23 protein-coding genes are annotated in these 20,202 nt (G+C 44.9%); 8 read left to right on the forward strand and 15 right to left on the reverse strand.

The annotated features are described in order from the left end of the window. Positions 1 to 324 precede the first annotated feature (324 nt). Positions 325 to 543 (forward strand): hypothetical protein, encoded by a 219-nt coding sequence (locus B3V56_RS10115; RefSeq protein ID WP_289282540.1) that lies wholly within the window; start codon positions 325 to 327, stop codon positions 541 to 543. Between the two features lie 166 nt (positions 544 to 709). Here B3V56_RS10115 and B3V56_RS10120 read toward each other — a convergent pair whose 3' ends face one another. The 10 genes from B3V56_RS10120 to B3V56_RS10165 form a co-directional block, all read right to left on the reverse strand. Beyond that, entirely contained in the window at positions 710 to 1,315 is a 606-nt protein-coding gene (locus B3V56_RS10120) for a methyltransferase domain-containing protein (RefSeq protein WP_289282539.1), read from the reverse strand. A gap of 78 nt (positions 1,316 to 1,393) precedes the next feature. Further along, the gene (locus B3V56_RS10125; protein ID WP_289282538.1) at positions 1,394 to 1,939 is read right to left on the reverse strand and encodes a hypothetical protein; all 546 of its coding nucleotides are present in this window, start codon (positions 1,937 to 1,939) and stop codon (positions 1,394 to 1,396) included. Positions 1,940 to 2,015: 76 nt separating this feature from the next. After that, positions 2,016 to 2,609 carry a hypothetical protein gene (locus B3V56_RS10130; protein WP_289284237.1) on the reverse strand — a complete coding sequence of 198 codons (594 nt, stop codon included), beginning with the start codon at positions 2,607 to 2,609 and terminating at the stop codon, positions 2,016 to 2,018. Positions 2,610 to 2,724: 115 nt separating this feature from the next. After that, positions 2,725 to 3,402 (reverse strand): DUF4145 domain-containing protein, encoded by a 678-nt coding sequence (locus tag B3V56_RS10135; protein ID WP_289283489.1) that lies wholly within the window; start codon positions 3,400 to 3,402, stop codon positions 2,725 to 2,727. A 112-nt stretch (positions 3,403 to 3,514) separates the two neighbouring features. Continuing rightward, entirely contained in the window at positions 3,515 to 3,901 is a 387-nt protein-coding gene (locus tag B3V56_RS10140; RefSeq protein WP_289283488.1) for a hypothetical protein, read from the reverse strand. A gap of 251 nt (positions 3,902 to 4,152) precedes the next feature. Next, positions 4,153 to 4,587, reverse strand: coding sequence for a hypothetical protein (locus B3V56_RS10145; protein WP_289284238.1), 435 nt, complete (start codon positions 4,585 to 4,587; stop codon positions 4,153 to 4,155). A gap of 1 nt (position 4,588) precedes the next feature. Further along, positions 4,589 to 5,485, reverse strand: coding sequence for a lipid kinase (locus B3V56_RS10150; RefSeq protein WP_289284239.1), 897 nt, complete (start codon positions 5,483 to 5,485; stop codon positions 4,589 to 4,591). 24 nt (positions 5,486 to 5,509) lie between these two features. Continuing rightward, positions 5,510 to 6,295 (reverse strand): DUF1206 domain-containing protein, encoded by a 786-nt coding sequence (locus B3V56_RS10155; RefSeq protein ID WP_289284240.1) that lies wholly within the window; start codon positions 6,293 to 6,295, stop codon positions 5,510 to 5,512. Positions 6,296 to 6,301: 6 nt separating this feature from the next. Next, positions 6,302 to 7,003, reverse strand: coding sequence for a phosphatase PAP2 family protein (locus B3V56_RS10160; protein WP_289284241.1), 702 nt, complete (start codon positions 7,001 to 7,003; stop codon positions 6,302 to 6,304). A 156-nt stretch (positions 7,004 to 7,159) separates the two neighbouring features. Then, entirely contained in the window at positions 7,160 to 7,885 is a 726-nt protein-coding gene (locus tag B3V56_RS10165; RefSeq protein WP_289284242.1) for a hypothetical protein, read from the reverse strand. 234 nt (positions 7,886 to 8,119) lie between these two features. On the opposite strand from B3V56_RS10165, the gene B3V56_RS10170 reads away from it, so the two are divergent. Beyond that, entirely contained in the window at positions 8,120 to 8,752 is a 633-nt protein-coding gene (locus tag B3V56_RS10170) for an SDR family oxidoreductase (RefSeq protein WP_289282602.1), read from the forward strand. A gap of 84 nt (positions 8,753 to 8,836) precedes the next feature. Here B3V56_RS10170 and B3V56_RS10175 read toward each other — a convergent pair whose 3' ends face one another. Then, the gene (locus B3V56_RS10175) at positions 8,837 to 9,892 is read right to left on the reverse strand and encodes a succinylglutamate desuccinylase/aspartoacylase family protein (protein ID WP_289284243.1); all 1,056 of its coding nucleotides are present in this window, start codon (positions 9,890 to 9,892) and stop codon (positions 8,837 to 8,839) included. A gap of 416 nt (positions 9,893 to 10,308) precedes the next feature. On the opposite strand from B3V56_RS10175, the gene B3V56_RS10180 reads away from it, so the two are divergent. The 4 genes from B3V56_RS10180 to B3V56_RS10195 are packed head-to-tail and all read left to right on the forward strand — an operon-like array spanning position 10,309 to position 14,692. Further along, the gene (locus tag B3V56_RS10180; RefSeq protein ID WP_289284244.1) at positions 10,309 to 11,121 is read left to right on the forward strand and encodes a hypothetical protein; all 813 of its coding nucleotides are present in this window, start codon (positions 10,309 to 10,311) and stop codon (positions 11,119 to 11,121) included. Further along, entirely contained in the window at positions 11,122 to 12,159 is a 1,038-nt protein-coding gene (locus tag B3V56_RS10185) for an extracellular solute-binding protein (RefSeq protein ID WP_289283743.1), read from the forward strand. It abuts the gene before it with no gap. Continuing rightward, on the forward strand, positions 12,156 to 13,682 hold the full coding sequence (locus tag B3V56_RS10190; RefSeq protein WP_289284245.1) for an ABC transporter permease: 1,527 nt from the start codon (positions 12,156 to 12,158) through the stop codon (positions 13,680 to 13,682). The genes B3V56_RS10185 and B3V56_RS10190 overlap by 4 nt, the downstream gene beginning before the upstream one ends. Continuing rightward, positions 13,679 to 14,692, forward strand: a complete 1,014-nt coding sequence (locus B3V56_RS10195; protein WP_289283745.1) for an ABC transporter ATP-binding protein — start codon at positions 13,679 to 13,681, stop codon at positions 14,690 to 14,692. The genes B3V56_RS10190 and B3V56_RS10195 overlap by 4 nt, the downstream gene beginning before the upstream one ends. 199 nt (positions 14,693 to 14,891) lie before the next feature. Here B3V56_RS10195 and B3V56_RS10200 read toward each other — a convergent pair whose 3' ends face one another. Continuing rightward, on the reverse strand, positions 14,892 to 15,677 hold the full coding sequence (locus B3V56_RS10200; RefSeq protein ID WP_289283746.1) for a response regulator transcription factor: 786 nt from the start codon (positions 15,675 to 15,677) through the stop codon (positions 14,892 to 14,894). A gap of 329 nt (positions 15,678 to 16,006) precedes the next feature. Between B3V56_RS10200 and B3V56_RS10205 the strand changes: the two genes are divergently transcribed. Both B3V56_RS10205 and B3V56_RS10210 read left to right on the forward strand, forming a co-directional pair. Then, complete coding sequence (locus tag B3V56_RS10205; protein ID WP_289283747.1) at positions 16,007 to 16,645, forward strand: inverse autotransporter beta domain-containing protein; 639 nt, start codon at positions 16,007 to 16,009, stop codon at positions 16,643 to 16,645. 2 nt (positions 16,646 to 16,647) lie between these two features. Continuing rightward, positions 16,648 to 17,640 (forward strand): hypothetical protein, encoded by a 993-nt coding sequence (locus B3V56_RS10210; RefSeq protein ID WP_289284246.1) that lies wholly within the window; start codon positions 16,648 to 16,650, stop codon positions 17,638 to 17,640. Positions 17,641 to 17,829: 189 nt separating this feature from the next. Here B3V56_RS10210 and B3V56_RS10215 read toward each other — a convergent pair whose 3' ends face one another. The 3 genes from B3V56_RS10215 to B3V56_RS10225 form a co-directional block, all read right to left on the reverse strand. Beyond that, complete coding sequence (locus B3V56_RS10215) at positions 17,830 to 18,927, reverse strand: M23 family metallopeptidase (RefSeq protein ID WP_289284247.1); 1,098 nt, start codon at positions 18,925 to 18,927, stop codon at positions 17,830 to 17,832. A gap of 161 nt (positions 18,928 to 19,088) precedes the next feature. After that, the gene (locus B3V56_RS10220) at positions 19,089 to 19,712 is read right to left on the reverse strand and encodes an alpha/beta fold hydrolase (RefSeq protein ID WP_289281452.1); all 624 of its coding nucleotides are present in this window, start codon (positions 19,710 to 19,712) and stop codon (positions 19,089 to 19,091) included. Beyond that, positions 19,690 to 20,073, reverse strand: coding sequence for a hypothetical protein (locus B3V56_RS10225; protein WP_289281451.1), 384 nt, complete (start codon positions 20,071 to 20,073; stop codon positions 19,690 to 19,692). Before B3V56_RS10225 ends, B3V56_RS10220 begins: the two co-directional genes overlap by 23 nt. Between the last annotated feature and the right edge of the window lie 129 nt (positions 20,074 to 20,202).

A 20,202-nucleotide genomic window follows, 5' to 3' on the forward strand; every position in this document is an offset into this window, starting at 1 on the left:
ATTCACTCCCCCAGTATTTTGTTTGGGTAAGTTCATCTTATACCCGTATGTAAACAGAAGCCACCGCTGCCATCACTCTGTTTATCTCACTCTGAATAAAGCGTGCATCTGTTAATGGGAAACCCAGTTAATTGTGTTAGGTGACCTATTTTGCTAGGGTAAAAGTTCATAGGTAGTGAAGAACACTCTTCAAAAATAATGTATATCTACCGCAATATCATCCATTAGTGGTTCTCACCCTACTCAACTTAACGTTATCAAATAAGTCGTTTCACTCTTGTAATAGCGAGAAGTCTTCTTTAACTAATTCAAGGAAACAATACAATGACACTACAAAATATAAACACCGAAAACACAACAAACTTTTCAAGTCTTATCGCTGCTTCGATGAAGCTATCAGATGAAGAAGAAAAAGAAGCAGAAGAAACGCCTGAGGCGCCAAAGCCCTCAGAAGGAACATATCAACCAGACGATCCTGACGATAAAAAACAGAAAGATGCCGAAAAGGCACCGATTATGCCTCAACCACCGACGCCACCGTAGCGGCAAAGTTATTGGGGGGATCGATGTTTAAAGACAAACCACTCTCTAATACAGAATAGTTAGGGTCAGGAGATTAATATCGTCACGCCTGCATTTGAGAGTTAATAAAAGCGTAGAAAAAGCCTCTGTCGAGCGAGTCAATAACACTCACTCGTTAGGCATCTATCTATTGCTTTTGTAAAACGATGCGTGACCATTTTACATTCTCCTTATTAGGTAGAATGCTATCTTGATTTTTTGCCATAAAAATACAATCAAAACCGTATTTTTTAAATAGCTCGCTAGTCTGCATGGGATCAGTAGGAAACATACGTGTTCCCATCCCGGCAGGACCGTTTCTCAATGAGATAGCGCATTTCCCGTTTCGCTTTACGATGCTAGAAATTCTGGCAGCGGCTTGCTCTCTTTCCTTGTCGTTTAGGTGATGCCAAACGCCTTCTATTAAAACGAATTCAAATTTATGAGCATCCGCTGAATCCAGAATTGATAAATGAGGGAGGCTACCAGCCAACCATTTTACAGATGACGCTTTGTAAAAATTCTGGGCGGCAATTCTGAACTCCTGCATGGGTTCTATGGCTGTAACATGAAACCCTAGCTCATCTAATGCTGCTGCATTTTGGCCAGCGCCAGCCCCCACATCCAGCACATGACTTTTTTCAGAGGGTAAATACTCAACAAAATCTCTGCATACGATTTGAAAATCCAAAGCTTGGCTGGTTTCAATAAAGCGAGAGATATGTCTCTCATATCCTTCAATCCCTGCGGTCATCTTGCTCACCTAGCTTCTGGCAAAGGCAACACTTCAACTGATTATGTCTCATCACCGTTGTATCAAGCTCCACAATAATTAAGGTGTTTTGAGAACCTCAACACTATCTGCACGGCAGGCGTTCTTACTCCAGTCAAAGGTATTAATAGGATTGGTCACATAGCGAATCCCTGACACCTTCACGGTGGCGCCTTTAGGTATATTCAACGGCGCACCGTCACCGACTATAGCGGCTGAGCGGCAGTAACGCTTCCAGTCATCACGCCCTTTTGCATTAACTGAGGATCCAAAGCGTAAGACGCCAACCACATCCGGAATCGAAGCATATTCAGGCGTCCATGTTGGTTCAGGTGTTGTTTGAGGTACGAGCTTGGCATGGGCGTCCCGGCAGGCTTGAATATCGGCATCCGCTACCTCCCTGCCACGCTCAAGCTCCCGCGATGGAAAATTACACGCTTGCAAACAGTCGCTGCGTGCAGCACGACACTCCATAGCTTTCTGTTTCAGTTCCGCTGTTAACTCAGGTAAGTCCTGTCGCGCAGAGGCGATTGGAACCAGATTTGTGGCTATGAACAACAGTGTCAGTATGGTTTTGACGATTTGACTAAATGATGCTGAATTCATTGGAAACCCTCTCATATAAATATGATTGATAACAGGAAACACAGTACTAGCTCAAAGGTCTGCCAACTTAATTTTGTTAGCAGTGCATTTTGTACATCGTCACGCCGACGTTATCAAGCTGGCCAACTGTCATTATTGTGACTTCCAAGCCATAGATACTTGGTTTTTCCATTGAACACTCAAGCGTAGTCTTAAGAAACATTTCTGTCTTAGACGTGACAGGCGATTCATCATTGTTATAAAAAAAGATTTCTTTGTCGTTCGGATTTCTTCCTGTGTGAGCGAAACCTTCTTCGAGCAATACCTGATTCAATTCTGCGGTGTCACTTCTTAACTGAGCAAATGAATTTGTGGTGCTTTGACTGGAGTAGTTAATTGATACGATTTTATTGTTATCAACGCCCACTATTAGCTTTATCTTGTTTTTTTGTTTCTGGTTAGAACGACATGTCCAATAATTAACATCAAAACGATCCTTAACTCTACATTTAAAGCCATTCTTTGTGAGTTCCTTGAACTCTTCGACTGAGGAGTTAAGTGAAAGACCATTAATTTTAAACGATTCGATACGCTCAGGAATAAGGCTATCCGAAGCGAGGGCTTGCATGGAGATGCTTGCCAGAACAATAAAAAGAAAACGATGTACGTGCTTAAGGTAATTTTTTAGCATGATGATGTTTGTCCATAATGATTGAAATTAAAAATCCTTTGTTATTTGGGTCAGTGTAAAATGGCTAAAATCAAACATTCTGACCCTATTGATTTTGTGTTTTTGTTAGCATTTTTTACCCTTTTAATTCAGGTTTCCCCATCTTCGCCAATTTTTCATTTAGTTCTTTACGTCGTTTTTCGATTCTCTTAGGCTGAATGAAAACGAAATCAAATAAAGAGAGAATCACCTCAAGTAACCATTCTGCTTCCCCTGGTTCGACCTTTACAATTAAGCCGGTATTAGTTTCTTTATTTGGATGAGCAGCAAAATTACCTACTACTCGAACAGCATCAATAGATTTGGAAAGATGAGATGGAATATGATCAAGCTCTAAAAATTTGTCGATTTGCTTAGAAAGGTTGTTGCCTTTGATTTTTAACTCATCTTCTAATATGACTTGGAGAAGCCTACGGCTAATAGCAGCAGAAGCTTTTGGGCTAGATTCCAAAATAGCTTTAGCTTCAATCAGGTCAGTCTTGTAATCTTCCGGAACGTCTTCAGAAAGCATAGGTTCAGATTGAGTTGGATACACAGTAAACTCTTCATCGTATATATGTTTTCCTTCACTGTCCTCTACAAAGTCTTCAGAATCTATATCCAGTTTTCCTTCTACTATTCGAACAATCAATTTTCCGCAATTAGGGCAGGCGGAGCTTTTAATGCCCTGAGCGACATGATTATCATTCCAAACCATAGCATGTGGAGTCGACCACTCTTCAAAGAATGAAATTTTGCAATGAGGACAAATCATAAAATTCCTTTTCGAATGCTAACGCTGAGTGAATGGGCAGCGTTGCTGCGAAGCAGCGCTTTTAGCTGTCCAGCCGCAGGCGTTCATTGCACGTTTTGTTAGCCCTTTTAATTTAACCATTACTTTCAGCCCTGAATTGTGCTGGACTGATAACTTCATCAAACCAAGCGGCGATGTTCCCGCATGAAAAGTATTTCCGCAATACACCTGGTTCTGGGTATTCTACGACTACTTGACCGAGTTCAATAGCACTTGGGTTTTTACCCCGCTTATTTATATATGTTCGAAGTATCTCTGGGTCGCCAAGTGGTGAGTGACGTACAACTAATGCTTTCATAAACTCGCCAGCATTATCGGCACTTATGCGATGTTTTGGTACATGCTGATGGAATAGCTCATTGAAATTTCCTTCATCATACTCGTGAAGGCGAAAACACTTTTCCTTGGCGTTAAGATCATCGCAGATTTTGTAGCCAGTATATAAGTCACTTTCAGACAAAAATAATACTCCGTTTTTTCTCGCTGCTTGTAGGGCTAACAGTCTGTTTTATGAGGCCAGTGGCCTCATAATAAATATTAAACAGGCGGCCTTATAATTCATTTATAAAAAGTCTAACACGTTGATAATTAATGAAAGTTATTTTTATTCAAGGAATTATAAGGCCAACAGTTTGAGTTTATGGTGAAAAATAGTGCCAGCATATTGGTCGCTTTGGGTTCTAATTTAATATCAGCACTGTGAGCTTAGTCCTAGTCTCCAGCTAAACGCGCTTTTGAGCTTTTCAGGTGTTGCTCGAGTGAATCTAAGCGTTGTTTGATTTCTGCTGACTCTTCACCGAGTGTGGTGGTGTTAACAAGGTTGGCAAGTACTTCATCTTTCTCAAGACATTTTGCTTCAATCGCATTTTTAGGATCATCCGAAAAGAGTTGAGTCAGTTTCCCGCCAATTTCTTCAATCCATTCTCTGTCGGCATCGGGTGTGGAAGGTAAGTCGCCGAGTTCTTTGGTGACTTGCTGAAAAGAGTTAATGAACGCTTCACGTTCGTCTGCAATATCAAACAGCTGGTGCTGAATATTTTCTTTGCTTAATTCTTCACCCATTGCACGGTAAAAATCGACTGTTTGTATGATTAATTTCAGAATTTCCAGGGCATCAGCTTGTGCATCTGTTCGTATTATCGACATATTAAACGTCTCCAGAATCGGTAGGTATGTCCCCGACAATTGCCTCTATGGCTTCAGGGATAATCTCAAATTCGACAGGGGTCGTGGTTTTAAATTCACCATCAGCTTCCAGCTCTTGGGGTTTAGAGGTGTAAATACTGAAGTGTTGAGCAGAGTGGCGCACGATATGACGCTCATTTGCCAATGCCCCATCACGTAAATTAGGTCCTAATAATAACAATTGCCACCATGGTCGTGCTTTGATAAAAAACAAATGAAGCTGACCGTTTACTAGGGTAGAGCGCTGGTCAACAATATTGCCCCCACCGTAATATCGGCCATTGCCGACAGCAAGGTGAATAGCTCGGCTTGAGCTCTGCCAGTCATCGGTTTTGATATGGACTTTAAAGCTTTTGTTTCGTTTGAAAGCTTTGAAGAAGGCGCCTAAATACGCCAACACACCAAACCATTTCTTGCTATCAGAGCTGAGTTCTCGGGTGACATCGACGCCCAGTCCGATATGAGCAACATTCACAAAAAAATGGTTATTTACTTTGCCCAGACTGATCCGTTCGCGTTTACCATCAATAATGACTTGTGCAGCGGCGATTAAATCTTGTGGTACACCCAGCGATCGCGCCAGATCATTGGCTGTGCCCAGCGGGAATATCGCCATGGTGCGTTGATATTTATGTATGGCTTCCAGCCCCGTGCTGATAGTGCCATCACCACCAGCGAGGATAATCACACCATCCTCATCTTCATAATTTTCAATGAGTGTGACTAAGTGATCTTCGCTTTCGGTTTCTTTCACTGAAACCTCAAACCCGCCAGACTTTAGTGTTTCTATGGCTTCTTGCAAAGCATCTTCACTGCCGTTACGGCTGTGAGGGTTAATCAGTATCAAGGCGTGCTGCATATATTATTCCCTGTATGTGATCGCCTAATGCTCAACACGGCGATATACCGCTTCCAGAAAGCTATAAAGACCAAAAGCTATTAAGCCGATAGCCACCGTCATGGTGAGCCAACTGCCAAAAGGTGTTGTTTGTAACCATTCCAACGCGTCACTGATCCCTTTATTTTCACTGGTGCCAGAAATAAAAGCGGAACGCAGCACGACCCAACCAATAATGCACCAGACGATGCCTCTCGATATCAGCCCAAACTGACAAACTTTCTTCATCCAGTGATAATGTGCTTGAGGTATGGCCATATATTGCTCAAATCGAGCTTTATAGCCTTTAAACAGGTGAGCAAGACCCACACCAACTAATATCAAGCCAATAATACCAACGACGAAAGCCGTGATGTCTGATCCCAGATAGGCCGAGAGGCTGGAAGATGCCGAATCGCCAGAAGAGTCCTCTGTGTTATGAAGCAATAATTTGATGGTCCAGTAACAAAGAATACTGTGAGTGATGGCACTTACGATTAAGGAACCACGCACAACCAAGCCTTTAAACGAATGACCATGCCCGTCGGCATCTTTGATGCCTTGAGTAAAGCGCCAAATAATGTAGCCAAGCAAACCAATAATAAGGATGACTAACAGCGTTTGACCAAAAGGCTGCTCTTTGAGATTGAGAATGGCACCTTTGCTACTCGCCTCTTCTCCTCCCAATCCTAGCGTAGAGAGAAAAGCCAACACGCCGATAGTGACATAGATAAGCCCTCTGGCAGCATAGCCCATCCGTGCCAGAATTTGATATGTCGTTGAGTGACTCAAAGCTGATTACTCATTCGGCACCGTGTCGATTTTTTCATGCACAAACTGACGAGACAGATACCAACACATAAGGGCCCAGGCAGAACCTACCGTCCAACCAGCGACAACATCTGTCGGCCAATGCACGCCCAGATAAACACGGCTGATACCGACCAATACTGTTAGCAGAATAGATGTACAAATAATGAGTATTTTCACCTGCCAGCTGGTTTGAAACTGTGCCAGCAAAGCCCCCAGTGTCAGGTAAGTACTGGCTGATAACATGGAGTGCCCGCTGGGAAAGCTTGATGTGTAAACCATGGTGGCGTGTGTCACTAAATCCGGCCTTGCCCTGTCAAAGCCACTCTTCAACATAAAGCTGGCAAGTAATGCGCCGCCGGTGGCCAGCAGAACGACCAAGGCTAATTTACGTTTATGAATCAGTAATAAGAAAATCATCACCCAAACGCTGAGCAATGTCAGTACGGTATTACCACCAAGCGCGGTGATGTCCTGCCCGACTTGTTCTAACCAGGGTGGGCCCAACAGTTCTTCAGGGTTATCAGCATGACGTAAAGACAACAAAATCCTTTCATCAATCGCTTGAGTCTCACCTTCCATGACTTCGTCGGCCACTTCCATGAATAACCACATAGAGCCTGACATCAATAGCAGCACAATCCAAAATGCGAGTTCTCGTCGTCCAAACCAGGTCAGTAATCTCTGCATACGCATCCTTATTGCTATGAAAATGATAAAGTCGCTCTACCTTATCTGCAAATGTGAAAGACGTCACTAACCTGGATAAAACTATCACCACGGGAAATAAAAAAGGGCCATCACTTTAGCCCCTTAATATTAAGCGTTATTCATGATGAAGGAAGATCACTGATATTGCTCGACGATGGCCGTCATATCTCTATAACCTTTGGGTGGTTGATACTGTTTGAGCGTCTTGGTTTTAGTTTCCGACCAGGTTGCACCATTACTATCGACATAATAAATGGTGTTACCTTCACGTTTGATGGCGTAGTGACGATAGGCATCAGATAAGTTGGGGTTAGTAAAAACAAAACCATTGACGATTTTGAGTGGTACATCTTCATCCACACCTTGTTGAAAACTCGCATAGCCGTTATTCACCTTCCACCAATAGAAATCATAGCGACTCGCCTGATCTTTGTACTCCATCGCCCGTATTTCCAACGTATTGCCTGTTTTGCTTTCTTCAGCCCAGTAACCGTCCAGCTCAGCAGCTTTTATTTCTGGTGCCGGAACGAATGTATAACGATTGTGTTTAAGGCTCAGCAGAGGCTTATCCCAGTCAATGCTGGTGGTCATTTTTTTATGAAATGTGACACTGTTTTTGCCTGGCATCAGTGTCACTTTATTGCCGTTCTGCTCGACCTGATATCGATCCTCAGCCTGCAAATCACCCTTTGGAGAAAAAGTCGCTATATCACCGTCAATCGTCAATACTCCTCTGCCAGAGGTTTCCACCCAAAAACCGTTCAGGTTGTTTCTCTCTTTTTGCGATTCAGCTAATGCAGCATGCCCCATCATTATTGAGGTGATAAATACCAGCAACTGCATTCTTACTCTTTCTCTCATACTTTCTCCTATGGATGTTGAATCTATTTTTGTTTTATTGATGCCAGTGACTGAACACTATGCGTGTTGTTACGTTTTTAGATGTGCAGTTTTTGGGGCAGAAATCAGGACAAAATGGTTTCCCAGCCATGACTTTTTCCATATTCATAGTTCTACCGGATTTGTATGATGGGGTCACTGGTATTTCTTCCAGAATCAATAGACACTGATCACCTGTTCAAACTAGGAGAAAGTATGCAAACGGTTGTTATTTTCGGTGCGGCCAGTGGTTTAGGCGCTGCCATGGTGGAGTATTTTCATGAGCAGGGTTTTGAAGTAATAGGTGTCGCTAGAGACCCCGCAAAAAACCCACGTTTAGCCGAGCTAAAAGTGCAGGCACTAAGTTGTGACGCCACCATTCAATCGCAGGTAGAACAGACGGTATCCAGCCTGCCAAAAGAGGCTTGGGTCATCTCGACCATGGGCAGTTATCGTGCTGACGTACCAGTGGATTATATCGGTCATCGCTACCTGATTAATGCCATGGAAGTTCACGATATCAAGCGCTTTCTACTGGTGACATCCCTAGGTTGTGGTGATTCATGGCAATATTTGTCTGAGCGCTCTAAACAAGGGTTTGGGGCAACGGCAAGAGAGAAGTCACTAGCCGAGTCCTGGCTGCAAACAAGTACGCTTGATTACACCATTCTGCGCCCTGGCGGCCTGAAAGACGGTGATCTCACCCACACCGGTCAGCTTTCACAACACCAGGAAGTCCATGGTTTGATTCACCGGAAAGAAGTAGCGAGACTGGCCCATGAGCTACTCAATACTGAACAGAGTGTGGGGCAAATTTATCAATGTATCGACCCAGAGCTTAGCTGGTAATAGCTGTCACCAAGACGATAAACACCTCGGCCAGACGTTTAATTGGCCGAGGTGTTATTCAATATTTGTCTACTTAATGCTGACTTAAACTTCCTGCTCTATCCCAATTGTCATTGGACTTTCACCCGCTTTAACAGGTGGGGTTTCGTTAATCATCATCACGGTGCCGTTTATTGGAGAAGTTAACTCAGTAACCACATTGCCAAAATAATCTCTCACCTCACCGACGATGGTGCCTTTTTCTACCACACTGCCAATTTCAACGCGGGGAGTAAATAAACCATCAACAGGGCTGACGACTGATTTCAGTTTGTCATAAATCACAGGGGCTGGATGCGGGGTCGGCTCACCCGGCAACATATCCAGAAAATAGAGCGCGTTACGTGACAGTTCAAGCGTCGCTTCAACAAACGCTTCATCACTTTGACCCAGATGACCAATTTCAGTGGTCAGTCCTGGTTTTCCATGCGTCATCGCCGTATTCGGATAAGAAATTGAATTAGCTGGATCACGTGGTCGTTCACCATACATCACGATATGTTGCATACCTGTCGCTTTAGCAAACTCAAAGGTCAGCTCATCCAATTCTTCGCTATCTACAAAGGGGGAATAAACGTGTGGTAGTAGTTGCTGATTCCAGCTACCAGAATGCATATCGATAAGGAAGTCCATCTTACTGATGAATTCACGGGTAAAAAATTCAGCCAGCTGTTCGGTCGGCGTGCCATTCTTATCACCTGGAAATTCACGATTCAGGTTTTTATTATCCGCTGGATGCAGAGCAACACGACGAGCATGAAAGCCCGGTAAATTGGCTAGGTGCACGAGAATCAAGGTACCCTTTAACTGCTTTGCATCGACTTCTTCACGTAACCGTTGCAAGGCCAAAATAGCGGGAAACTCATCGCCATGCACACCCGCCGTTAGCAATAAAACTGGACCGGACTCCGCACCATGAATGACGGTAACAGGCACTTCTAGGTCTTTTTCTTTGGCCATATAGGAATGTGATTTCCCTGCCTCGGTAAGCACATCAGCAAGCTCAAAGGGTGATTGTGCAAAAGCGGCGCTGCTAAGTAATAAACTAAAAAGCCACAAGTATTTGCTGACAAAATCAAAACTATATTTCTTGCTGATCATCTTAATTCAGACATCCTGAAGTCATAAAAAAGTGTTGGAGTTGACATGCTTCAAAAACTTATAGCATGACTGTCAATAGCGACCATATTGAAAATGCACACTGAACGTCTCACTCAAAACTTATTGCTTGCCTGCTCCATTAGCCAAACATGGCGTCTTTTTTCAGTCACCGGGTGATTCACTTTCCTATCGTTTGTATAAGCAACCTATATATCTCAAACAAAATGAAACAACGCTCGCGAAATAAGGTCGAAGCCTGCAATCTGGTGTAAACACAATGCCAAGTTTGCAAAAAACTCACACCGTTTGAGCTAACATCCAGACAATAGTTAGTTTACCCTGGTAATAGAAATAAGTATCATTATCAAAAATAACCTTAAATCAAAAACCCATCGCAACTCCAGGAGATACAAACGATGACGATTAATTGGTTCAAACGCCAACATCTTATAGCGTTGTTAGGCGCTGCTGCCTTATTTACAGCCCCTGTTACTTTCGCTAACGGCCCAATCGGTGAACACGTCAATCATTTATCTGACAACCTCGATAATTACTCAAAAGAAGTGAAGTGGCTGAATACAAAAGTCGAAGAAATGATTAGCCGCTATCAGAAAGGTGGTGTAGAAGAAGCCAAACCTGAATTACTCGTTGAATACTGGGAAGAGGTGAAATTCCATTCCGCTATCGAAACCAATTATGTTCCTGTTTACGCTTCTATTTGGCAGGGTTTATACGGTGTGAAGGATGCCTTGGAAGAACAAGAGTCGATTGAAGACATCCGTATTCAACAACGTTTTCTCGAACAATCTTTATGGCAAGCCTTAGGTGCAGTAAAATTAGCCGCTCAATACCAAGATAAAGGCCTGACTGACAAAGTCGCCACGACTGAAGCCAACCCAACGAATTCTCTGGAAGCACTTCAAGCGATCAAAGGTCGTCTGGATCGCGTTGTTGCCAAATATGCTGAGCAGCTAGATAAAGAAGCTGTCAGCATTGTGCACGATACCTATCTGAACCTGTTTGAAGGTGTTGAAGGTGAATTGATTTCACTAGATGCCGGACTGGTGGAAGATCTGGAAAAAGATTTTAATGTTGTGCTGCCACAAGCTATTCAGAAGGGCCAGAGCCTGGATGAAGTTCGCAAAGTTGTGAACACCATGAAAGGCAAAATCGATACAGCGCATGATTTACTCGAAAAATCGGCGGAAGAGAGAAAGGACGTTTTCTAAATGCAACGTAGAACATTCATACAATCTCTGGCAGCGCTCGCCGCTGCCGGTGCATTGCCACTGAGTATCAGACAAGTCCTCGCCGACCCAGCTAATGCGATGTCGGTTGAGGATTTACCTAAACTCGAAGGCGAGTTAACCCTCTACCTTGGACGCGGTGAGGGTGGACTGTATGAAAATGTCATCAAAGCCATTGAAAAGCGTAACCCTGATCTTAAGTTACGCATCCGTCGTGGACCGACGGCTTCTCTGACCAATGCCATCCTTGCTGAAGCTAAGGCCGGCGTACGTCGTGCAGACTTGTTCTGGGCCGTCGATTCTGGCGCGGTGGGTATGGTCACGTCAGCTGAACTTGCTCAAACGCTTCCCACCGATCTGACAGGCCAACTGCGTGATGAATTCCAGTTTCCTGACTGGGTGCCTATTACCGGTCGTATCAGAACCATTCCGTTTAATACCGAGAAATTGACTGCCGATAAAATCCCAGAGGATATTATGGCTTTACCCGATACCGACTTGAGTGTCGGCTGGGCCCCGGCGTATGCGGCATTTCAGTCTTTTATTACCGGCATGCGAATTCTGGAGGGTGATAAAGCGACTGCTGACTGGCTGAAAGCCATGAACCAAAAAGCCAAAAAATTCGCAGGTGAACTCGGTGTAGTGATGGCTGTGGAACGCGGTGAAGTAGATATCGGTTTGGCTAATCATTACTACACATTGCGTTTAAAAGCAGGTAAGCCAGATGCCAATGTCGATCTGGCGTTCACCAATAATGATGCAGGCTGTCTAGTGAATGCTTCTGGCATTCTGGCACTCAAAGAAGGTGATTTACCGGTCAACTTCATCCGTTATTTATTAACTAAAGAAGTACAGTCTTATCTTGCTGAAGAAGCCTGTGAAATTCCGCTGGTGACTGGCGTCCATCCACCTGAAGGATTGCCTAAATTAAACAGCATTAATCCACCACAAATTGATTTGACCCGTCTGGGTGACCTGCGTCCGACCATCGACTTGATGCGACACGTCGGCGTTTTATGAAGCGATGGTCTCCGTCCTACCCTCTGGCATTGATCATCGCACTCATTGCGCTGATGCCAGTGGTGGTGTTGATCTCATTGGCATCCGACAGTCCACAGCTATTTGATGCTCGTAATCTCGAGATTCTCACCAATACGTTAGCCCTGATGGTGTTTACCGCTGGTGGCGCCGTATTGATCGGAGTACCGCTGGCATTTCTCACCGCGTATGTCAGACTTCCCTGGAGTAAATTCTGGTTGGTGTTACTGGCCTCACCTTTAGCCATTCCAAGTTATATCGGCGCCTTCACGCTTTATGCCGCTTTTGGGGCGGGTGGTGAAATAGAACAACTTACCGGTCTCACTACACCGAGTTTTGAGGGCCTGTTTGGGTCGAGTGTGGTGATGGCGCTCTACACTTATCCTTTTGTCATGCTGACTGTGCGTGCTTCCCTGCTCAGTCTGGATGCCAGCCTTGTTTATGCTGCACGCACGTTAGGTATGTCCTTGCTCGGCAGCCTGTGGTCAGTGGTTTTACCGCGTATTGCTAATGGTATCGCTGCTGGTGTCTTACTCGCAGCCATGTATGCCCTCTCTGACTTTGGCACGCCAGCCATTTTAGGGCTGGATACCTTCACCCGCATGATTTATGTGGAATACAACAGCTTCGGTCTCAGCCAAGCGGCGATGCTATCACTGCAATTGCTGGTGATTGTGGGACTGATCCTGTTTATTGAGTCACGGGTCAAAGGCACACACGAAAGACCAGGGAAATCCCTCACCTTATGGCCCGGTAAACTACGCACCTCTGCAATGTTGCTGGCTTCAATGCCTGTTATTGCCTTGTCTATCTTATTACCACTAGCTGTTTTTGGTATCTGGCTTTGGCGTGAAGGCGCCGGTAACTTTGAACTGGTTTATGCCTGGAACTCAGCCTATGCTGCCTTCTTCGCTGCCATTGCTACCGTCATCTTTGCTTTACCAGTCGCACAGGCAGCCATCAGTGGTAAGTTTGGTCGCCTGATGGAACGCGTAAGTTATCTCGGTTTTGGTGTGCCCGGTATTGTTATGGGCACCGCATTGGTCTATGTCGGCTTACAACTTTCCTTCCTTTACCAGACACTAACTCTGTTGGTGTTGGCCTACGTGATGCGCTTCTTGCCACTTGCAGTTGGTTCTATTCGTTCGACTTCTGAACGCCTTGATCCAAGTCTGGTAAAAGCGGCTCGATTACTAGGGGCCAGCCGGAAAGAAGCATTCCGTCGCATCACCTTACCCCTGAGCATTCGTGGCATTGTTGCCGGTGGCGCTTTGGTATTCCTTGAAGTCATGCGAGAATTACCGGCAACGCTGATCCTGAGCCCGCTAGACTTTGAAACATTGGCCACCTATTTATGGCGCGTTTATGAAGCCGGTTATTTTGGTCAGGCAGCCATCCCCGGATTGTTATTAGTAGTGATTTCCGCTCTGGCTATGGCCATCATGTTTTATGGTGAGCGTTGGAACCAGACGGATGTCATCGAAGAGGAACCCTCTCTCTCATGATTGAAGTGCAGAATGTTTCTGTCCATTACGGGCAGAAAAAAGTGGTGGATAATCTCAGCTTTACACTCGGTGATGCTGAGTTGTTGACACTGGTTGGCCCCACAGGCTGTGGTAAAACCACCATTCTCCAAGCATTAGCTGGACTCATTCCCATTTCCAAAGGCACAATCAAGCTGGGCTCACAGACGGTCACAGCCAGCAAAACCATTGCCCCGGAAAAACGTCAGGTCGGTATGGTATTTCAAGACTTCGCCTTGTTTCCTCACCTGACCGTCATAGAGAATGTCAGCTTCAAACTGAAAGACAATGCTAAAGCCGACCATTGGATCGAATTACTGGGCCTGACGCCTTGGCGTGATGCCAAACCGGCAAACCTCTCAGGCGGTCAAAAACAACGTGTGGCACTAGCTAGAACGTTGGCACATGAGCCTGCCTTTGTGTTGCTGGATGAGCCACTCTCCAATCTGGATGCAGCCTTAAAAGATGATTTACGTTGGGAAATTCGTCAGGCACTAAAAGAAGCAGGTGTACCAGCCATTTGGGTCACCCATGATCAGGAAGAAGCCCTGTCTGTTGGTGACCGTATTGGCATCCTCAAAGACGGCAAACTACAACAAATCGACACACCAGAAAACTGCTTTAGTAAACCACAAAGTCGCTTTGTAGCTCGTTTTCTCGGTGATGCCAGCTTTCTACCCGGCACACTTAATACCGGTAGTAACATTGTCGCCACTGCTTTAGGTAATGCACCAGCCTCCCCCGTCAATGATGCACAAGGTGAGGTGGATTTATTACTTAGACCTGACGATCTCTCATTAACGCTCGACGAAGGGGGTAATGGCGAAATTATCTGGAGTCGTTATGAAGGCAGTGCTCGTCTATATGGAGTCAAAACCGATGCTGGAGCAACGGTGAAAATTCGTTGCAGTCATGAAAACATCGCAGAACCAGGTCAGCGTGTGATGATGCATATCATTACGACACATCCTCTAGCCGTTTTCGAGCGCTAAACACCAATTTTACGATGTCAGAAAGCGATAAATGGGATCATGGATTCGCCACGCTGAGCGAATAACAGGTCCTAAATAAGACGAGATTGTGGCGTTCTAACACTGAACGGATGCCATTCTGATGATGCCTGACTAGCTCCGATTTCAGTAGCATGACACACTGAAAAAAGTGTTCAGATTTTTCTCTTGGATAGAAAGTTTATTCTTGTGTTTCGCCAAGCCATAATGAAATAAGCCCATTGCGACCACGCACACCAAATTTACGACAAATACGAACGCAATACGTGTGAACCGTACTATGACTTAGGCCCAGCTCATCGGCAATCTCGGCCTCTGTCTTCTCAGTGAGTAGGCCACTCAACACCCGACGCTCGGCTGCAGTCAGTGTTTCTTCGGCGAGATAAATACCATGATGCAATGTGACTTGTTTTTGGAACCACTTTGTCGGACGCACGGCATAATCCAATAACTGGCGTTCTGCTTCACCAAAATTCACCCAGTCTTTACCGCCGCGTTCAAATATCATCCATGATTCCACATCAGGGCTGATTGGCGTCGCCACGAAAATGACATCACGAATATCAAATGGCACAAACAGCTTTTTATAAATCTCCGACTCAAACCATTCTGGTGGCACCATCTCATGTTTAATATTGATTCTGAATGTGCCGGCATTCTTAAGGTTAGCAAGAATACTGGGATCAACCTGACCACTATCGAGCCGACGGTAGTGTTCTTTTCGAACAGCTTCACGTTCGGCGGTATGATGCAGATAATAATTGTGGCGAGCTCGCCAGCCAGAGGCCGGGTCATTTTCAGCAATAGCTTCAATTCTTAACGAGCCTATCCAGTAGGCCTGCTGAGCATCAACCAGATCGGCCAGTCTTTGCAGTGTGTTGTCTAACATTTCCAGTGAACGAGATGCACTGCTAGCCGCCATCTCATCCCAAAGTTGATGAATGGCTTGTTTTTGAAAGTCTTCCATGTGTGTTTCTATAACTTAATTATCAAAAGTGTCACTAATCAGTGACTATCACCGCGTTGTGTCTTTACCTAATATGCATGTCTGAATTTTCGCTTTAACAAACACATTTCAGTCAGATTGTTAAACCGTTTGTTCTAACCGAATAACAACTTTTTGTTTTGAAAAATCTTTGATTTGTCGAAATTCTGCGAGGATTTTCGGCGAAAAAGCAAAAAATATGCTGCATTACATATCGATAATGCACTGCGAAGAGCATGGATGCAAATCTCACTCAACCTTTGTTCATGTTCAGCCAGCATCAAATGAAAATTTAGAAGTAAGGAACGTTGATGAACAAAACACTGCTTTCTCTCATGCTCACCGCCAGCTTTGTCACTATCGCTGACGCCAAAGCTGAAACAGCCCCCTCAACTGATAAGTGGCAGCCACGCATCGACTTTGAAGGCAAACTGGGTAACGAGCGTAGCCTGGGTGAAGCAGATTTATTGATACCGCTTTGGCAAAACAACGACAGTCTGCTGTTTGCCAACCTACGCGGCCGTATGGATAACGATGACAGCTACGAAGGCAATATCGGTGTGGGTCTTCGCCACATGCTGGACAATGGTTGGAACCTCGGTGGCTATGGTTATTTTGACCGTCGTAAAAGCCCCTATGACAATTTCTTCAACCAAGTGACCTTAGGTGTCGAAGCCTTGTCGATGGACTGGGATTTACGAGCCAATGCCTATATCCCCGTAGGAGAAACTAGCCACTTTGAAGAAAGTTTAGACACGGTCGATTTTTCCGGCACAGCTATCACCTATCGTGCCGGTGAAGAACGTTCCATGAGCGGTTACGACGCTGAAATCGGTTGGCGTATACCCGTATTTTCTCCCGAGGACGATAAGCAATTACGTATCTATGCCGGTGGTTACCGGTTTACCGACAGCCGGGCAGAATCATCCAGGGACCGCGTGCAAGATTAGAGATGAAATTCAACGCATTACCTTTCTTGTCGAGAGGTTCGCGTTTATCGCTGGGGCTGGAATACCAGCATGACGATCCGCGTGGCAGCCAGCGTTTTGCCATGTTGCGACTCAGCATTCCATTGGGGGGCACAAAGGCTAGATCAAGTCGAGCGCTGACAACAATGGAGCAACGGATGACAGATCCTATTGTCCGCGATGTGGATGTTGTCAGCCAGGGAGGCAGTTATGGCTCGCCAGAAGTGATTCGCGAAACCGCCGATGGTAAACGCATTGTGCTGTTTGATGACAGCGTTAATGGCAATAACTTCAGTACCGCTATTGCTAACGCGGGTGAAAACACGACGGTCATCCTGAACGGTGATTACACCGGGGTAAACACCCTCACAACAGTACAGCAAGGGCAAGACATTCTGGGGGCTGCAAACCTTAAGGTCAAAACCCCTTCAGGAAGAACTGTCAGCATTACCACACCATCAGCCAGTCTCTCAGGTGCAGGTAGTAATAGTGGCAGTGGCTCAGTCCGGTTTTTTGATATGGCTGATAACAGCAGTCTTATCGGTGTGAAAGCCAAAATAACAAATTCATCTTCAGCAATAATCGCCAAAATTGAGGGCAAAGACAACGTCAAGATTCTGAACAACACGCTCATCTCAGAGGTGAGTAGCGAGACAGCGGGTATTCTAGAGATAAGGAATAGCCGTAATGTCACCGTACGTGATAACAATATGAACGTTATCGCCAATGGTTATAATGGTGCGGTCTTACAAATTCTCAATAATAACGCCAATATCGACTTTTCTAATAATACCCTGAACATGGCAGGCACATCCCCAGTGAGTAAATGGGTTACATACTTTCTCGGGACGGGGGTGACGATTAATAACCTTTCGGGAACAGGCAATACATCAAACCTCGTCAAATGTGATATCGCTGGCGGCTATACCATTACAGGCTCAATTGAAACCAATGGCATTAATCTCTGCCCACCCTAAGCTAAATCGTGTTGGGCAGTAAAAAAGTTCGTTTCTTTGCCAACCTAACACAAGCAACTAATGTTTTATGCGTAGGTAGTTTATTCAAAAAATATCTGGATGAAAGTTCTGATGCATTTATACCCAGGAGTCTGATTCTTATTGTTCGCCCATCTAAAAGTAGTGAAGTCTTTATCCTTTAGGCGATGCTTAGCTTGCAGGCAACTCTGGCTCTGGCTTCAGAAACGGCTCAGGATCAACTGGGCCACCAGCGTAGATCCCAAAGTGAAGATGAGGCGGCGTAGTTCTGGCATTACCTGTGTTGCCCACATAGCCGATAACCTCACCTTTCTTGACCTTATCACCCGATTCAACGGCAAAGTCATCCAGATGAGCATAGTAATATCGGGCGCTACCTAAACCAAACATTCCGCCTGACAGCCAGACGTATTTGCCCCCCAATCCACCGGTCCCAGTACGGACGTAACCATCAATCACAGCCGTAACAGGCGTGCCCTTTTTAGCAAAGATATCGACGCCATGATGTTTTCTGGCACCACCATCACGTGGGTCACCGAAGACGCTACCAATATCCCGTTGCTTGGCGCCTTCTACGGGAAAAGGTAATGAACCACCACTCGCCATGTCTAAGGAATAGTCGACTTTGGCAAATAACTCGGGTTGCAGCACAATCCGATAATCCCCAGCTGCTGATGCGATTCGCGTCAGGGTGTCGCCTTCTGCCTCTAGATAACTCATCGTCGTCCAGTGTTCATCATTTCTTTTACGTCGTTCCAGGCTGGCGTATAAACGACTATCAGCCATATCCTGTCGCGTCAGTTGCCACACCAGCTTTTCACCTCGTTCTAATGAGACCTGATAAATATGAGCTTCCACTTCATCATCTTCAAAAGTATCAGTAGTGCGATATTGATCACCGGCTTGTATTGGTTTCTTACTGGCAAGGTCAACTGCATGTGTCCATCGTTGGCCTAATGGACTTTCTAATAATCCTGCCATCCGTAAACGCCAGATAAACAGCTCTCGCGGTGACCAACCCAGCATATCGAAGGCAATGTAGTGAACTGCCTGTTCACTACTATCAATAGCATTTTGACGTAGATCATCACGAACAGAAAGCAGTACCACCAAACCAGATAACACAATAAACAGTAACCAGAAACGCATCAAACGTTTGCAAGGCTTGGCAGATTCAGTGGCAGACGGCTTATCAACCTCCTGATTCATCTCACCCTGCTCAGATACAGTTGTTTCTTCGTTGTCAGATGCTTTTGTCGGATCATTCATACCGATATTCAACCTGTTGTCTTGTGAACTCACTGTTAAGACAAACTGTAAAGGCAAATGCTCGGAGAGGTAATGATGGAAGTTAAAGTGTTGGGTGAGTTAATGGAGAAAAAAAGGAGATCACACCTCAGCTTTATTGCTCAGTAGCTATCTAGCTAGTCTTATTGAGCCACACAGCTTTTTATATAAGCTAAATTAGATTTCTGCTTATCATTTTTCATAACAAAGTCAGTGATGATATGAGTCAGGACAGGATTAATTGTTAGATCTGGCTGGTTATAGCTAGCAAGATTATCTGCCCGATGTGGCCCAGTCTGTTTGAAAATATGATTCATGTCATCAACCAGCTTCAACTGTGCATGAGGGTTAGCTTTGGCTAGCATTTTTGCTTGGGCTTCACTCACTTGAATGTCGTTCACCCCCTGGATAGTCAACACTGGCATCTTAAGTTTGGCTATTTCTTCGGTGGGGTCATACTTAAACCAAGATATCATGTAAGGCTGCACACTCGGCCTAAATAAAGCATACAGTTGCGGATTAACGTCATTAACCATTTTGCCTTGCCTAAGACGCTCAATGATGGGTAATACACGAGTTAGAACTTGCGGCGATTGTGACTCTATTTGTTCCAATATGACCTTATCTGCCGAAAGACCTGGGCCAGCAATAGAGATGACGTTTTTCACACAGCTTTCCTGAGCCGCCACCATGCCAATCAATGAACCTTCACTATGTCCTATGATTGTGACGCCACTAAACCGTTCATCCTTGTTTAATAACGCCACCCAGTCTTTTTACATCTGAAATGTAATGCTCAAACCGTAATTCACTCTCTTTTACACCCGCTTGTTGGCTTTTACCAATGCCTCGTTTGTCATACCTCAGAGTGGCAATACCATTTTCAGACAACGCCTCTGCCAGCATTTTTAGAGAATTATTCTTCATCGCAGGGTTATTGCCATCTCTGTCCGTCGGCCCCGAGCCTGCAATGATTAATGCGACAGGCACTGGACTGTTTCCAGTGGGAATCATGAGGGAGCCTTCCAGTATTCCTGTCTCGGTTTTCAACTTAATGATGGTTTCTGCTTGGTCAGCAAACAGATCACTAGCAATAAAGAACAAAGCAACCAATAAATAGAGTTTCATGTTGATACTTTTTGCATAACGGTTTTGTTCTGTGTTTGTCGGTTTTGATTGATTAGGCAGAATCAAACACTCTGACCCTGAGCTATCCCCAAAAATAATGGCTAACAATCAATGGTCTAGTTGATATGT

The sequence above is a fragment of the Methylophaga sp. UBA2513 genome, assembly GCF_002341285.1.
GTDB classification, from domain to species: domain Bacteria; phylum Pseudomonadota; class Gammaproteobacteria; order Nitrosococcales; family Methylophagaceae; genus Methylophaga; species Methylophaga marina.